At 36.4% G+C, this 15,000-nt stretch carries 15 protein-coding genes; 9 read left to right on the top strand and 6 right to left on the bottom strand.

Annotated elements, in window-relative coordinates; all coding sequences use genetic code 11:
• Positions 1-14: 14 nt before the first annotated feature.
• Complete coding sequence (locus tag CDIMF43_RS13790; protein ID WP_233218279.1) at positions 15-179, top strand: DNA alkylation repair protein; 165 nt, start codon at positions 15-17, stop codon at positions 177-179.
• Positions 107-724 (top strand): DNA alkylation repair protein, encoded by a 618-nt coding sequence (locus CDIMF43_RS02715; protein WP_233218337.1) that lies wholly within the window; start codon positions 107-109, stop codon positions 722-724. Before CDIMF43_RS13790 ends, CDIMF43_RS02715 begins: the two co-directional genes overlap by 73 nt.
• A 43-nt stretch (positions 725-767) precedes the next feature.
• Here the strand turns inward: CDIMF43_RS02715 and CDIMF43_RS02710 are convergent, their stop codons facing one another.
• On the bottom strand, positions 768-2,204 hold the full coding sequence (locus CDIMF43_RS02710) for a 6-phospho-beta-glucosidase (protein WP_109841130.1): 1,437 nt from the start codon (positions 2,202-2,204) through the stop codon (positions 768-770).
• 27 nt (positions 2,205-2,231) lie between these two features.
• A complete protein-coding gene (locus CDIMF43_RS02705) occupies positions 2,232-3,548 on the bottom strand; it encodes a PTS sugar transporter subunit IIC (RefSeq protein WP_074402117.1) in 1,317 nt (438 codons plus the stop codon).
• 179 nt (positions 3,549-3,727) lie between these two features.
• Between CDIMF43_RS02705 and CDIMF43_RS02700 the strand changes: the two genes are divergently transcribed.
• The 3 genes from CDIMF43_RS02700 (at position 3,728) to CDIMF43_RS02690 (ending at position 6,204) form a co-directional block, all read left to right on the top strand.
• Positions 3,728-4,432 carry a GntR family transcriptional regulator gene (locus CDIMF43_RS02700; protein WP_074402116.1) on the top strand — a complete coding sequence of 235 codons (705 nt, stop codon included), beginning with the start codon at positions 3,728-3,730 and terminating at the stop codon, positions 4,430-4,432.
• Positions 4,433-4,526: 94 nt separating this feature from the next.
• On the top strand, positions 4,527-5,246 hold the full coding sequence (locus CDIMF43_RS02695; protein ID WP_034572283.1) for a YebC/PmpR family DNA-binding transcriptional regulator: 720 nt from the start codon (positions 4,527-4,529) through the stop codon (positions 5,244-5,246).
• Between the two features lie 109 nt (positions 5,247-5,355).
• A complete protein-coding gene (locus tag CDIMF43_RS02690) occupies positions 5,356-6,204 on the top strand; it encodes a PhzF family phenazine biosynthesis protein (RefSeq protein WP_109841129.1) in 849 nt (282 codons plus the stop codon).
• 56 nt (positions 6,205-6,260) lie between these two features.
• On the opposite strand, the gene CDIMF43_RS02685 is transcribed toward CDIMF43_RS02690, so the two are convergent.
• Both CDIMF43_RS02685 and CDIMF43_RS02680 read right to left on the bottom strand, forming a co-directional pair.
• Positions 6,261-6,980: a pseudouridine synthase gene (locus CDIMF43_RS02685; RefSeq protein WP_074402114.1), complete on the bottom strand. Its 720-nt coding sequence runs from the start codon at positions 6,978-6,980 to the stop codon at positions 6,261-6,263.
• A gap of 103 nt (positions 6,981-7,083) precedes the next feature.
• A complete protein-coding gene (locus tag CDIMF43_RS02680) occupies positions 7,084-7,953 on the bottom strand; it encodes a class II fructose-bisphosphate aldolase (protein ID WP_034572287.1) in 870 nt (289 codons plus the stop codon).
• 402 nt (positions 7,954-8,355) lie between these two features.
• On the opposite strand from CDIMF43_RS02680, the gene CDIMF43_RS02675 reads away from it, so the two are divergent.
• The 4 genes from CDIMF43_RS02675 (at position 8,356) to CDIMF43_RS02660 (ending at position 13,482) form a co-directional block, all read left to right on the top strand.
• Positions 8,356-9,051, top strand: a complete 696-nt coding sequence (locus tag CDIMF43_RS02675) for an ABC transporter ATP-binding protein (protein ID WP_109841128.1) — start codon at positions 8,356-8,358, stop codon at positions 9,049-9,051.
• 14 nt (positions 9,052-9,065) lie between these two features.
• Positions 9,066-12,266, top strand: a complete 3,201-nt coding sequence (locus tag CDIMF43_RS02670; RefSeq protein WP_162532902.1) for an ABC transporter permease — start codon at positions 9,066-9,068, stop codon at positions 12,264-12,266.
• A gap of 239 nt (positions 12,267-12,505) precedes the next feature.
• Positions 12,506-12,865 carry a hypothetical protein gene (locus tag CDIMF43_RS02665; RefSeq protein WP_109841126.1) on the top strand — a complete coding sequence of 120 codons (360 nt, stop codon included), beginning with the start codon at positions 12,506-12,508 and terminating at the stop codon, positions 12,863-12,865.
• A complete protein-coding gene (locus CDIMF43_RS02660) occupies positions 12,862-13,482 on the top strand; it encodes a hypothetical protein (RefSeq protein ID WP_109841125.1) in 621 nt (206 codons plus the stop codon). The genes CDIMF43_RS02665 and CDIMF43_RS02660 overlap by 4 nt, the downstream gene beginning before the upstream one ends.
• Positions 13,483-13,526: 44 nt before the next feature.
• Here the strand turns inward: CDIMF43_RS02660 and CDIMF43_RS02655 are convergent, their stop codons facing one another.
• Both CDIMF43_RS02655 and CDIMF43_RS02650 read right to left on the bottom strand, forming a co-directional pair.
• The gene (locus CDIMF43_RS02655) at positions 13,527-14,036 is read right to left on the bottom strand and encodes a QueT transporter family protein (protein ID WP_074402109.1); all 510 of its coding nucleotides are present in this window, start codon (positions 14,034-14,036) and stop codon (positions 13,527-13,529) included.
• A 162-nt stretch (positions 14,037-14,198) separates the two neighbouring features.
• Positions 14,199-14,957, bottom strand: coding sequence for a 3-oxoacyl-ACP reductase (locus CDIMF43_RS02650; protein ID WP_074402108.1), 759 nt, complete (start codon positions 14,955-14,957; stop codon positions 14,199-14,201).
• Positions 14,958-15,000: the final 43 nt, after the last annotated feature.

Raw genomic sequence — 15,000 nt, 5'->3', positions numbered from 1 at the left:
TAGGAGAAAATTCTATGAATGTACTAGACGTGATGGCCCAGCTTGAAGCTCTTGGAACACAACAAACAAAAAAAACGTTTATTCGCCATGGTGCCCCTGGCCCTTTATTTGGAGTGAAAATTGGCGATTTAAAAAAACATCTTGTGAAAGAAGTAAAAAAAATCAACAACTTGCTTTAGATTTATTTGATACTGGCAATTCAGATGCCCAATATTTAGCTGGCTTAGCTATCAATCCTAAGTTAATGACAAAAAATCAATTAGAACATTGGGCAGATACATCTAACTGGTCTGCCATCAGCGAAGCGATTGTAGCTAGCGTTGCTGCGGAGAGTCCTTACGCAATCGAATTGGCTTTAAAGTGGATTCATTCAGATGACGAACTACTTGAAGATACCGGCTGGAGTTGTTATGGAAAGTTTATCTCCATTGCTCCTGATACTGCCATCAATCATCAAGAAGTGCTTCTTTTATTAAATACGATTGAACAGACCATTCATCAAGCAAAAAATGCTGTTCGCTATACGATGAATGGCTTTGTGATATCCGTTGGATGTTATTGCCCTTCTTTACTTGATGAAGCAAAAAAAACCGCACTTACCATTGGAGCTGTAAACGTTAGGATGGGGGACACTGCTTGTAAAGTTCCACTTGCTATTACAAGCATTGAAAAAGTAGTTGAAATGAACCGTGTTGGCAAGAAACGAAAACGAGCGGTTTGTTAATCAAAATCAAAAAAGGAACTTCGATGCGAAGTTCCTTTTTTGACTACAATTGTTCTCCATTACTAGCAATGACTTCCTTATACCAATCAAAGCTTTTTTTCTTAGAACGTTGCAACGTTCCGTTCCCCTCGTTGTCCTTATCTACATAAATGAATCCATAACGTTTCTTCATTTCTCCTGTCGTAAAGGAAACTAAATCGATGCACCCCCACGGCGTGTAGCCCATCAACTCAACGCCATCTATTTCAACCGCTTTTTTAAATTCTGCAATATGCGCTTTTAAATAGTCAATGCGATACCCGTCGTCACAACTGCCATCTGCTTTTAATTCGTCAATCGCACCAAAGCCATTCTCGACAATAAACAACGGAATTTCGTAGCGTTCGTATAACGTATTTAGTGCATACCGCAACCCAACTGGATCAATTTGCCATCCCCAGTCACTCGCTTCCACATAAGGATTTCGTACTGAATAATGATTGCTTCCATCTAGTGACTCACTGTTGTCATTGCTCGCATCTGACTTCACTGCATTTGACATATAGTAACTAAACCCTAGATAATCGACTTTCCCACTAGCTAAAATGGCTTCGTCACCTGCTTCCATTGCAACATGAATGCCATCTCGTTCCCATTTTTTGAGAATATAATTTGGATAATGACCACGAATATGAACATCCGTAAAGAAGAAACGATCGTGCATACTTTCTGTTGCTAGCATCATATCATCAGGAGCACAAGAATATGGATAAATTGGCACAAATGAAGCCATACACCCTATTTGAAAATCTGGATTGATTTCTTTCCCTTTTTTAACAACTAACGCACTCGCAATCAGTTCATGATGTGCTACTTGATACAACACTTCTTCTGGCTGAGCAAATTCAGAAAATTTCACTCCTGAACACGTCCAACCAAAAATATCATTACTGGTATTCATTTGATTGTTAATTTCATTAAACGTCATCCAATACTTCACCTTCGATTGATAACGTTCCATTACCGTTGTTGCGTATCGTACGAATAAATCTACTACTTTTCGATTATAAAAACCACCATACTCTGTTGCTAAATGATACGGCATCTCAAAATGACTCAAGGTGATTACCGGTTCAATATTGTATTTTAATAATGTATCAAACAGCTTATCATAAAAGGCTAGGCCCTCTTCATTTGGAACAAGCTCATCCCCCTTTGGAAAAATACGCGACCATGCAATACTGGTTCTAAAGCACTTAAAACCCATTTTTGCAAATAATTGGATATCCTCTTCATAGTTATGATAAAAATCGATGGCTTCATGATTTGGGTAATATTTCCCAGGCAATAATCCTTCTGTAATCAAACGCTGTTGGTCTTTTGTTCCTGCTGTCAAAACGTCTGCGATACTCATCCCTTTGCCACCTTGATTCCAACCGCCTTCTAATTGATGGGCAGCAACTGCGCCACCCCATAAAAAATCTTTTGGCAAACTACACATTATCAAAACTCCTTTTTACTATTTATTTTAAGCTTCGGTTACGGATTCAGCACTTACTTCTGACGTTTGCATTTCTGCGTCATATGCGATTTTATCGGCTGATTTAAAGAATGGGTAATAAATCGCCATTGAAATCACAATTTGAACGATATTCAACAACGCTCCTCGCCAACCACTTACTAAAAAGCCAGCGATTACAGGAGGTGTTGTCCATGGAATATTCGTGCCATTTGTATAAGGGACTAAACCCGTTTTCATTGAAAAATACGCTACAATACATAAAACAAGAGGCGTCAAAATAAATGGAATCATCATGATTGGATTTAGAACAATCGGAATCCCAAAAATCAAGGGCTCATTAATATTGAACAACCCTGGTCCGAAGGCTAATTTTCCAAGCGCCTTAAATTGACTTGATTTTGCAAATAATAAAATTAAAATAGCTAAACCAAATGTTCCACCAAATCCACCAATTTTCATAAAATTAGAATAAAATTGATAGTTGACAATATGAGGCAATGCTTCCCCAGAAGCAAAGGCTGCTTGATTGTCTGCTGTCAAGGATAACCAAATAGGTTGCATAATTCCGCCGACTACATTGGAACCATGAATCCCAAAACACCATAACAGTGCTTCAAATAGTGTAATCAATAGCGTAGCAGGTAACGTGCTTCCTAGACTTGTTAACGGAACTTGTAAATAATGGAAAATAAACGCTTGCATTGTACCAAACTCAGTAAGACTAAACAAAATACGGACTAAGTTAAAAATAATAATAACAAAAAGTGCTGGAATCAACGCTGAAAATGACCGAGAAACATTGGCTGGAACTGAATCAGGCATTTTGATTTTCCAACCTTTTTTATCAATAAAATGAACAATTTCAACCGCTGCTACTGCTGTTAACATTCCTAAAAACAATCCACTTGCGCCTAAATTACTTAATGGGATTCCCATTCCGAGAGCTCCGTCTTTAAACTCAAATGTTGGTGTTAAAATTAAGAAAGCAACGACTACCGATGAAATACACGAAATGCTGTCCATTCCGTAGGTTTTTGCTAAACTTCGAGCCATTGCAATAATGACATAAAAGGTCATAACATTCATCGTCATGTCATAAGGAACAGTGAAATAGGTTGTCCAATTTTCACCTAATAGCGATGCCATAAACTCTGGATAGCCTGTAATTGGTAAATTAGCAACTAATAAAAAGAATGACCCAATAATTAATAATGACATGACTCCAAAAAAACCGTCTTTAATTGCCGTAATGTACCGATTGTTGTCGAGTTTAACTGCAATAGGTGTCATTTTCTCCTCTAATACCGTCATAAATTTTTCCATCTTTGAATCCCCCTATTTTTTATTTTTAAAAATAAAGCGCTTTCTTTTGATGATTTCATTATAATTCATTGGTACTAATTTTACAATACCCAATCACTTATAATTATTCTCAAACGTCTTTGCCATTATCTGCTATAATAAATGCATCAAGCACTATTAATAGAAAGGAAATACCCTTTATGATTAAATATAAGGTGATCGCTGAAGAAATCGAACGCCGTATCAGACAAAAAGTTTATGAAGTAAATACAAAATTACCAACTGTGGATCAATTAATGATTGATTTTGAAGCAAGTCGAAATACCATTCGAAAAGCCATTGAAATCCTTTCTCTAAGAGGGCTAGTTTACCAAGTCCAAGGAAGCGGTATTTACATTCGCAAAGCAGAACAAGAAGATTGTATTAATATCGGAAATGTTAAGGGAATCAGTAAAGATTTCCTTCAAAAAACAATTCGTTCAAAGCTTTTAGACTTAACCTTGATTGAAGCCGATGAAGAGCTCGCAAAAATGATGAACTGCCCAATTGGGACACCTATTTATCGGTTGAAACGGCAACGTTTTAGCGACGAAAAACCCTTAAGTATTGAGTACACCTATTACAACAAAGAAATCATTCCCTATTTAAACCAAGAAATCGCAGAGAAATCAATTTATTCTTATATTGAAGACGATTTAAAATTATCCATTGGTTTTTCTGACAAATTTATTCATGTCAGCAAGTTAACTGCCGATGAAGCCTTTCTGTTAGATTTGCCAGTGGGAGATCCCTCCTTGATTGTCAAAGAAACCGTTTATCTAGCAAATGGCTTACTGTTTAACATTTCTACGGTAATCTATAACTACCTTGAAGCGCATCTCTTTTTACAATCAGAACATTACTAAGAGTTATTTTCAAAAAAAACTTAACAAATCATGGACTTCCAAGTATAATAACACAGTAGAACACGAATCGAATAAATGAAAGCGAGTGAAAAGAATGGGTCGTAAATGGGCAAATATTAAAGACAAAAAAGCATCAAAAGACAAAAATACAAGTCGCATCTATGCTAAGTTTGGCATTGAAATTTATGTAGCTGCAAAACAAGGGGATCCAGATCCTCACTCTAACCAAAAATTACGCTTTGTTATTGAACGTGCTAAGACTTATAACGTGCCAAAACATGTCATTGATCGCGCGATTGAAAAAGCGAAAGGTTCCGGTGATGAAACTTACTCTGAATTACGATACGAAGGTTTTGGACCAAATGGCTCAATGATTATTGTCGATGCCTTAACAAATAATGTGAATCGTACGGCCTCTGATGTTCGTGCCGCTTATGGTAAAAATGGAGGAAATATGGGTGTGAGTGGTTCTGTTGCCTATCTTTTCGATAATACGGCCGTTTTTGGAGTAGAAAATCGTGATGCTGACGAATTGCTTGAGTTATTGATGGAAGCCGATGTTGACGTTCGTGACGTTGCTGACGAAGACGGTCAAACCATTATTTATGCTGAACCTGAAAACTTCCATACAGTTCAAGGAGCATTAAAAGAATTAGGAATTGAAGACTTTACCGTTGCTGAAATCGAAATGATTCCACAAAATGAAGTGACTTTAGAAGGTGAAGATTTAGAAAAATTTGAAAATCTGATTGATGCTCTAGAAGATCTAGAGGATGTTCAAAAAGTTCATCATAATGTCAACTTAGAAGACTAAAAAAACAGATAGGCAAATTATTTTTAGGCATAGACATGCTTGAAGATAGTTTGCCTCTTACTTTATTATCAAAAGTAGTGTTTATACTACAAGGAAAGGAAGGGGTCTTATGAAACTATCGGTTTATGTTGCAAGTGCATTTAGTAAGAATCAAGGCGGCGGAAATAAAGCAGGTGTGGTATTGATGGAAAATGAGTCGTTGACCACTATCCAAAAGATGGCAATCGCTAAACAGCTGGGTTATGCAGAAACTGCTTTTATATCAGATTCTGACATTGCCGATTATAAATTTGAGTATTTTACACCTAAGGAAGAAGTTGATTTATGTGGTCATGCTACAATTGGTTCTTTCGTCATCTTGATGCACTTAAAGAAACTATTTAAACATTGCTATACAATAGAAACCAATAGCGGTGTGCTTAGTATTTCCATAGAAGATGATGTCTTGTTTATGGAGCAAAACAAACCACTATTTTATGATGTTGTGCCTGAAAATGTGTTTATTGACTGTTTTGACATTGAAGCTATTGACAGTAAAATGCCTATCCAAATTGTTTCCACAGGTCTAAAGGATCTGTTAATTCCTATCAAAAGCGAAACCCAACTGCATGCACTTCAACCTAATTTTGAAAAAATTAAAGAAATCAGTAAGAACTATCAAGTTATCGGAATGCACCTATATACCATTGATGACGATCGCATCATATGTAGAAACTTTGCTCCCCTATACGATATCAATGAAGAATCCGCTACTGGTACTTCAAACGGTGCATTAGCTTGCTACCTTTATCAACAAAACGATTTAAAAAAAGAACTTTACGTATTTGAACAAGGTTATTCTCTAAACGCTCCCTCCGAAATATTGGTAAAACTAACAACCACTCACACAAATGAAATAGAACAAGTTTATGTTGGTGGCAAAGGCTATTATTGCGAAACACTCGATATAGAGTGTTAGTAAAAAGGCTGTAAAAAACACGCCTAAAATCAGGTTGGTGTTTATTACAGCCTTTTTTATATAAAGTAACGCTGATAGTTTTCCAGCTCTTCATTCGTCAATGCTCGATAAGAACCCTTTTCTAGTCCTTCATCCAAAACCAATGTCCCCATAGCTACTCTCTTCAAATACGTTACTTTTTTCCCAACAGATAAAAACATCTTTTTAACTTGATGAAATTTCCCTTCACTAATAGCTAATAAAACGCGACTTTCATTCTCCATAGTTTCTAAAATACGCAATTCAGCAGGTTTGCATTGAATACCGCCATGAAAAATAATTCCTTCCTTAAATGCTTGAACATCTGCATCTGTAACTGGTTCATTAACAATTGCTTCATATTTTTTTACCACTTCTTTTTTAGGAACTAATAACTGATGCGCCAATTGACCATTATTCGTTATTAACAACAACCCTTCCGTATCTCGATCTAAACGGCCTACTGGAAATAATCCTGGACGTTGATCTTTTTTCGCAATCAAATCAATAACGGTTTGATTTTTGGCATCACGCACCGCACTGACAACGCCTGCTGGTTTATTTAACATATAATACACATGCGCTTGATAGTGGACTTGTTTTCCTGAAACAAGGACTGTTTGTACTTCAGGATCGACGTTATAACCATCTGTTAAGACCAACTCACCATTGATACGGACTTGCTTTCGTTTAATTAATTGCTTCACTTGATTCCTAGAGCCATAGCCTGTTTCAAATAATAATTTATCTAACCGCATAACATACTCCCTTTTTCTTCTATGTAAAAATCAGCAATGGTCTTCTTAAAGAAGCCCATTGCTGATTTTATTGTTTTAGCTTCAAATAAGCAAGGCTTAAAAATTAAGCTTTACCAGTTGAACCAAACCATTCAATTCTTTGTTTAACTAACTCAGTAACTGCAGTAGTTCCTGGTTCTAATAATTTACGAGGGTCAAAACCTTTACCTTGTTGGTCTTTGCCTTCTTCGATATATTTACGAGTTGCAGCTGCAAATACTTCTTGACACTCAGTATTTACGTTGATTTTTGAAACGCCAAGAGAAATTGCTTTTTTAACTTGTTCTACTGGAATTCCTGAACCTCCGTGTAATACTAATGGTAAATGTCCACCAGTGATGTCTGCAATTGCAGATAACGTTTCAAAGCTTAAACCTGTCCAGTTAGCTGGGTATGAACCATGGATGTTACCAATACCAGCAGCTAAGAAATCAACGCCAAGATCAGCGATTAATTTACATTCTTTAGGGTCAGCTAATTCGCCTGAACCGATGATTCCGTCTTCTTCTCCGCCGATGCTTCCAACTTCACATTCAACAGAAACGCCTTTAGCATGTGCTTTAGCAATAACGTCTTTAGCTTTTTCCATGTTTTCTTCAAATGGTAAGTGAGAACCATCAAACATTACTGAAGTGTATCCAATTTCGATACATTCAAGAGCTGCTTCGTAATCACCGTGATCTAAGTGAAGTGCAACAGGAACAGTGATTCCCATTGAATCAATTAAATCTTTTACAAGATCGTAACAAACTTTGTATCCACCCATGTATTTAGCCGCACCCATTGAAGTTTGGATCATTACAGGTGAGTTAGCTGCTTGAGCTCCCACTAAAATTGCTTTTGTCCATTCTAAATTGTTGGTATTGAATGCACCTACTGCATATTTACCTTCGCGTGCTTTGTTTAACATTTCTGTAGCTGATACTAATGCCATAATCTAATTCCTCCTAGTGAAATATCTATAGTACGTATTACTTAAATCCTAGCTCAACTAAAGTCAACTTCAGTTTCAAAAGAATTCAGGAATCTACACCTCATATTGTATCAATATAAGTGCAAAATTTCCATAATGTTTGCTAATATTTTTACAAATAACGTGATTTCAATGATTATCGTCACAAGAAAGCGCTATTCCGGATGATTTTTGCCATAAAGATCGACCTAAAATTCAATTTTTACGTTTTTTTTAATTCTCGAAATTAGCGAATACTTAAATAATTATCCTCCCGTAGTTTATGGTATGATATTAAGAAACAGCCATTATTATTAAAGTTGTTATTTTACGAATTCATTATCCACATCAACTAAAAGGATTCATACTGTAAAGGAGAACACCATGATTAACGTAATCGGTTTAACTAAAAATGCTTTCTCGGAACAAAAGAACAAACGAATTCTCAGTAATGTAACTTTTCAAATCAAAACAGGGGAGCTCGCACTGATTAGTGGCTGCTCTGGTTCTGGAAAAACGACCCTTCTAAAAGTACTTGCTAGTTTAGAAACGGCAGACGCAGGAAAAATTTTAATCAATAAAAAAAAGGTTCATGAATTAAATGAACCTCAGCGTGCACGCTATCGAAAAGAAGAGCTTGGGTTGGTTCTTCAAGATGTACCGTTAATTGATTCCCTTACCATTCAAGAAAATATTGAACTAGTCGCTGCACAAGCGCCTTTTTCTTATGAACCCAAACACATCCTTGCGCAAGTTGGAATTCATGAAGCGTTAGATCGCTTTCCAAGTGACCTTTCAAGCGGTGACTATCAGTTGGTTCTCTTAGCAAGAGCACTTGTCAAAAAACCAAAGGTTTTATTGTTAGATGAGCCGCTTAGTGCTTTAGATTCTTTTTCAGCACAAACTGTTTTGATTTTTCTTCAAGAAACTGCTAAAAAACGAGGAACAACGATTCTTCTTGCAACAAAGCGAAAACAATTGATTCCCTTTGCCAATCGTGTACTTACCTTATCAAAAGGCCACGTTACAGCTATTAAATCCAATAAAAAACCAGCTAAGATAGCTGATTTAAAATGGTAAGGAGGCGTGCTTTCATGAACAAGTTTAAAAATGACTGTTTTCGTGAACTACAAAAAGCTAAGAAGCGTTTACTGGCTCTTGCCTTTTTATTTTTGTTAGGAACTAGTCTGTTTATTGGTGGACAAGCCATTTACCCAACCATGCTCAAAACTGGCGACCGTTATTATCAATCGTATCATTTACCAGATGCCACTATCAAATCCACAGCCGGTTTTACCTCAGATGATTTCAGCACGATACAAGAACAAGTAAAACTAGCAAATCATTACTTAGGCTATTCTGAGTTTGCAATTAGTGACTACAAGCAACAAGTTGCCTTGATTCGCTCGATGCCAAAATCAAACGCACAACAAAAGAACGTACCCTATCAACTGAAACAAGGTTCCTTTCCTCAAAAAAGTGGTGAAATAGTGCTAGACCAAAAGATGGCAACTATTTATCCTCTAGGTTCGAACATTACTTTTCTAGACGATCTCAACCATAACACTCAGAATCAGTTAAAGAAAACAACCTTTCAAGTCGTCGGGTTTGTTTCTAGTCCTGAATTTATCCACACTCAATTCCGTGGCATTAGCCCAATTGGAAATGGCGAGATTGCGTTTATCTCAGTGATTCTAGAACAGGATTTTAACTTATCAACTAAAAACGATTTAATCTTGACTTACCAAACAACTAAAAATAAAACTCATTATCAAACGCCTTACCAGCAAGAGCTCTCTAAACAAGCGAGACAGACGAGAACCGCCCTCAATCAAATCGGCATTCAAAAAATGGAAGAGGCCAAAGAGGCACTGCTTACAAAGCAAGCAGATATCGAAGAAAAAATTGCTGATTTAACCGCGGAACTAGACAATCAAACAACGGAAATAAGCGACTCCGAAAAAATAGTTTCTGAACAAAAAATAGCGTTAGAAGCTGAAAAAAGCGCCCTTTCCCAACAACTCACAACAATAGAAAGTGAACTCACAGGAGCGCAAGCTACTTTTCAACAAAACGAACAACTCCTGACTGCAAAAATTCAAGAAGTTGAAACAATGACCACTGCCATCGAAGAGTCAGAAACGCTGATGGCAGAAAATCAAAATAGCTTGGATGAATTTACACAACTTGTTGAAGCCAATCAAGAACAGGTAGCTGCTTTGCAAGATTCATTAGACGCCGATGCTAAAAAAATCAAACAGATTCAACATCCAGCCCAACAAAAAGAGGCACAAAAAAAATACGAGTCACGTTTAAAAAACTATCAGACCCAGCAAGCCAAAATAGCAGCTCAACTCAATCAACTGGCGACGTCTCAAACACAATTCACTGCCAATGAAGCTATTTTAGCCCAACAAAATGAAACACTCACTACCGCCCTTGACCAATTGAGCCAACTTGAAGAACGTTTTTCGGATAGTGAATCGGACTATGAAACGAAACTATTTGAAAAAGAAGACATTCAACAAACACAAAATGAATTGGCAACCACAGATTCTGAAATGGTGGCTGCTGATGAGCAAAGCTTGGCTGAATTAAAAGAAACACTGGCTCAACAAAAAACGGTACTTGAAACGGAAATAAAAAAAGAAACCAAGGATAAACATAACGTTAGCAAACAAATTAAACAAGTGAAGGCACCTGCTTTTTCTATCGAAAAGGCTACTGAAAATCCTAGTTATGCTGCCTATCAAAAAGAGTTGTTACATTTAAAATACGTGACCCAAATAGCACCAGTTATCGTTTACGGACTAACCATGTTTGTAGCAGCTAGCTTAATCTTTAATTCCTTAAGAAAAAACCAACCACGCTTCGCTACGTTAAAAGCTTTAGGCGTTCCTCCCTTCCCTATTTTTGCGCCTACTTTATTGTTGAATACAAGTGCCGCTTTAATAGGTTTAGTAGCCGGTTGCTTTATCGGAATTTACGGTATTCCTATGGTCGTTTTTAAACTTTATCAAAAAAGCTATTTAATTGAAAACGCTCAATTCCTTCTCAATAAACAAGTCTTAGCCGTTGCTTTTGGGCTGACTTTATTAATCAATCTATTACCAGTCTTATATGATTCACTCATCATTACTCATAAACAGACAAAAGCTATCAAACAAATCCAGCATCTGACCGTTTCAGTTGTCGTCCCGATTACTATTGCAGTGACACTTTTATTTCTAGGAATAAATAGCCTGCTCACTATTCAAACGAATGAACTAAAAGAACATCCAACTATTTTAGAAGTTAAATTGCATCCAATAAAAGAGCAAACGGACAAACCAGATTATTTAAAGCTTCTCCATTACTATTCAATTGAAGCACCGCCACTGGTCCATAAAGAAGACATTACCTTAACAAACGGCTCCTCGGTTTCTTTGATTGTTCCTAAAGAAAAAAGCGATCTTGCTAACTTGCTTCCAACTAAAGGTGCCCTTTTAACCGAAAAAACTGCAAAAAACCAACGCTTAAAAAGGGGTGACTCAGTTGTAGCTTATGACGCAAAAGGACAAAAACAGCTCCTTTTAATTGAAAAAATCTTAAAAATAGAGCAAGAAGGCTTCTATCTTTCATCTGCCTATTATCAAGAGGTCTTTAAGAAAGAAAGCACTGCTGACACTTTCCAGCTTGAATTGCCGACTACTCTTAACCAAGTAATTGGAACACCTCTTCTTGACGTAGATACTCTTGATTTTAAAGGAAAGCTATATGAAAGATTGGAAAATCCGACTTCTGTTTCTACTCCCGCGGAAGCAACCAGTCGTTTAGCCACCCTTTTATTAGGTTTGCCAACAGTTGATGCAGTCAGTCAAACAAACGCTGCATTGTCCAACGACTCCCTTCGCACCCTTGTCAGCGTCTTTGTTTTAATCACGATTTGCATAACAGCTCTTACAATATACGCTATATTCTATCATCAGCTAGCTAGCCAGACCAACTATCGGCAAATTTTAAGTGCTTTGGGATTTGAAAAGCAAAAAATCCATGCTTCTATTTTAAACAAATGCTATCCTTTTATCATGATCGGCTGCTTTTTAGGAGGAATCTTTGGAATGACCCTATACACTTTCCTCTCTAAAAAATTACGATTAAATTTGCCCATTAGTTTTTCTATTATGAATTATAGTTGGACTCTTTTAATTGTATTTTTATTATCTCTAACGGTTATAACATTTCTCAATAACGACTCTTTCAATTTAACTAAATTACGAAGGACAATTCATGATTTTTTTCTAAACTTTCTTTAGTAATTTCTACGCAACTAAAAGAACCAACTGATTAAAACCAGTTGGTTCTTTTTATAATTTCGTTATTTAATGTAGGATTATTTGACACAACTACTTCAACTTAACGCAAAACATGGTATAATATAAAAAATACTAAAAAAGAACTTAAAGAATATATCTAAAAAAAGATCACTAAATGTAAGGAGTGTGTTCTATATGGCCTATCCCAAGAACCTAGAAACTAAGTTGAGGACCTTATTATGACGCTACCAACACAAGATACTTGCAGAAAATTACAACAACAACTAACAGCTAAAAAACTCGAATTACGCCATTTGAAGGAGACGCATGTAATAGTAGAACATGCATTTCTAGATTCACAATATTTTTCAAAAAAAGAACAGTACCTTTGGGAAAAAATTCTTCAATTATGTAGCGGAACAAGTTCAGAAACAAGCGTTAATGAAGAATTAGAACAGTTAAAAGAAGAAAGTCGACTTTTCCAACAACAATTGATTGTAGGCGAAGAAGAACTGAAACAAATTCGATTAAAAACCCTATTTGAGTTGCAACAATTAGAAAAAAACTACATTCAGTTTAGGAATGAGGTGCAAATATGACTAAAACACCCCTTCAAGAAATCCAATCATTTTCAACTGAACTCCCGCAATTAAAAGAGACTGTTTCTCACTATTTAATGAAATCAATTACAGAAAACCAGCTGTTTCTAAAGCATTCTGAACTACCTGAAACGACTAAATCTTATTGTGAACGTTATCAATTGATTGCTCAAACTATTCTTGATGCTCTGACACTATTGGATACCTATTTTAAAACTTACCTCACTGTTTTGATTGAGACAATCACTGACCCTGTAAATAAGTTGAAAATTAATGAATTGCACCAACTACAAACAGAACTCACACAACTGCAACAAGAAAAGAGGCGTTTTATGGAAAGCATGTCCAAATCCTTCAGTGACATCCCAACTTTAAAAAAATTATTCACCACTACCGCCCTTAATCAAAAAAAGAAAGAGATTGACTTCATTCAGCGTCACTCTGCTTTCGAAATCGTTACACAAGAACACCTTAGCAACATTCAACTGACCATTTTGTCCGTTAAACAAGGAGTGCTTTTTCTAAAAAAAACCACTTCCCTTGAAGACTTTGACTCTACTAAACTTCCTTGGTATGCTCACCTTTTTGAGTTTACATCAGGATATAAAACGAACTAAATTCTTTTGCATCACCTGTCAAATGTTGACAGGTGATTTTTCTACTAAACCGATAAATCAATTTTTTTATTAACTAGGTGCATCAACACACCACCTAAACTCATTGAAATAAGCTCTCCTAACCCAACGATGCCCCAAGTCGACCAAAAAGGCAGTTGGTAAAAAAATGCCAACTCTCCTGCAACTGTAAACATCGAAAAGCTAAAAATAATAGTCGTTGCCACTATTTTCCAAATTGGATGAGAAATTTTCCCCGCAACAAAAGAAGCGCCTAGTAACGTCAAAAACGTTGCACTACCGCCAATAATAACATCAACAATCCCTAAAGGAGAGGCTATGTTTGCAATCATTACGCCCAATGTAATTGAAAGAATGTACCGCTTATTGTAAATTGCTAAAAAATTAAACCCTTCAGATAACCTAATTTGAATCACGCCAAAGCTCATCACTGAAAGAAAAATTGTCACTGCAACATACAAGGCTGTCACCATACCCATTTTTGAAATAGCCCCAATAGACCATTTTGAAACTTGTCTTGTTTTTGATTGATTCATTTTTAGTTCTCCTTTATAAAATAGCCTCATCTTTCAACTATTTTAGTAATAACTACGACCAAAGGAAATGATTCAGGCAAGCGCTTGAACCAAAAGTGTCATAGTGCCAATAGAAAATTTATCCGCAATTCTTATTATACACGATTAAAACCAATTAGGAATTTATTTTCCTAACCACCCACCATCAATTGGAATAATCGTACCATGAATATAGTCTGCTTCTGGACTGGCCAAGTACAAAGTTAAATTGGCTACTTCTTGTGCCTTCGCCCATCGACCTGCAGGCGTTTCCTTAGCGACCCATTTTGCCATTTTGCCATCTCCAGCAAAATCGGCCTGATTCATTGGCGTTTCAATCGCCCCTGGTGCAATTCCATTTGCCCGTATTCCTAATTTTACATAGTCATAATCTAACTGTTTTGTATAGCCGATAATAGCATGCTTAGAAGCCGTATACGCTGCACCTCCGCCTCCTGCTACAAAACCCGCAATTGACGCCATATTTACGACGACACCACTTTTTCTAGCAACCATATGTGGTAAAACAGCATTTGTCACTAAATAGGTTCCTTTTACATTAACAGTCATAATACGATCCCATAAACTTTCATCTGTTTCCAACGTAGGCGCATAGCCATCTAAAATACCCGCGGTATTTAATAAAATATCAATTTGACCAAATTGCTGCATCGCTTTTTTCACTGCTTCTTCAACTTCTTCTTTTTTTGATGTATCTCCAAGAAAATAGGCAAAATGAGGATTATTTTGAAATTCTGCTACCGCGAAAATTCCCTTTTCAGCAATATCCATCCCAAATACATAGGCATTTTGCTCTAAAAAAGCGATTGCTTGTGCTTGTCCAATCCCAGATGAAACACCCGTAATAAAAACAACTTTTTCCTTAAATCCTTTAAATTCCATCTTAAAACCTCCCTTAACGTGACAAAAAGCCCATGAATTCATG

Origin of the sequence: Carnobacterium divergens (assembly GCF_900258435.1) — a bacterium.
Taxonomy (GTDB): Bacteria; Bacillota; Bacilli; order Lactobacillales; family Carnobacteriaceae; genus Carnobacterium; species Carnobacterium divergens_A.
This window is presented reverse-complemented; position numbering and strand designations above follow the sequence as displayed.

Bases quoted from the DNA above. Each gene is read 5' to 3' on its own strand.
- CDIMF43_RS13790 (WP_233218279.1), top strand. From the start codon at position 15: ATGAATGTACTAGACGTGATGGCCCAGCTTGAAGCTCTTGGAACACAA.
- CDIMF43_RS02710 (WP_109841130.1), bottom strand. From the start codon at position 2,204: ATGTGTAGTTTGCCAAAAGATTTTTTATGGGGTGGCGCAGTTGCTGCC.
- CDIMF43_RS02705 (WP_074402117.1), bottom strand. From the start codon at position 3,548: ATGGAAAAATTTATGACGGTATTAGAGGAGAAAATGACACCTATTGCA.
- CDIMF43_RS02700 (WP_074402116.1), top strand. From the start codon at position 3,728: ATGATTAAATATAAGGTGATCGCTGAAGAAATCGAACGCCGTATCAGA.
- CDIMF43_RS02695 (WP_034572283.1), top strand. From the start codon at position 4,527: ATGGGTCGTAAATGGGCAAATATTAAAGACAAAAAAGCATCAAAAGAC.
- CDIMF43_RS02690 (WP_109841129.1), top strand. From the start codon at position 5,356: ATGAAACTATCGGTTTATGTTGCAAGTGCATTTAGTAAGAATCAAGGC.
- CDIMF43_RS02685 (WP_074402114.1), bottom strand. From the start codon at position 6,980: ATGCGGTTAGATAAATTATTATTTGAAACAGGCTATGGCTCTAGGAAT.
- CDIMF43_RS02680 (WP_034572287.1), bottom strand. From the start codon at position 7,953: ATGGCATTAGTATCAGCTACAGAAATGTTAAACAAAGCACGCGAAGGT.
- CDIMF43_RS02675 (WP_109841128.1), top strand. From the start codon at position 8,356: ATGATTAACGTAATCGGTTTAACTAAAAATGCTTTCTCGGAACAAAAG.
- CDIMF43_RS02670 (WP_162532902.1), top strand. From the start codon at position 9,066: ATGAACAAGTTTAAAAATGACTGTTTTCGTGAACTACAAAAAGCTAAG.
- CDIMF43_RS02665 (WP_109841126.1), top strand. From the start codon at position 12,506: ATGACGCTACCAACACAAGATACTTGCAGAAAATTACAACAACAACTA.
- CDIMF43_RS02660 (WP_109841125.1), top strand. From the start codon at position 12,862: ATGACTAAAACACCCCTTCAAGAAATCCAATCATTTTCAACTGAACTC.
- CDIMF43_RS02655 (WP_074402109.1), bottom strand. From the start codon at position 14,036: ATGAATCAATCAAAAACAAGACAAGTTTCAAAATGGTCTATTGGGGCT.
- CDIMF43_RS02650 (WP_074402108.1), bottom strand. From the start codon at position 14,957: ATGGAATTTAAAGGATTTAAGGAAAAAGTTGTTTTTATTACGGGTGTT.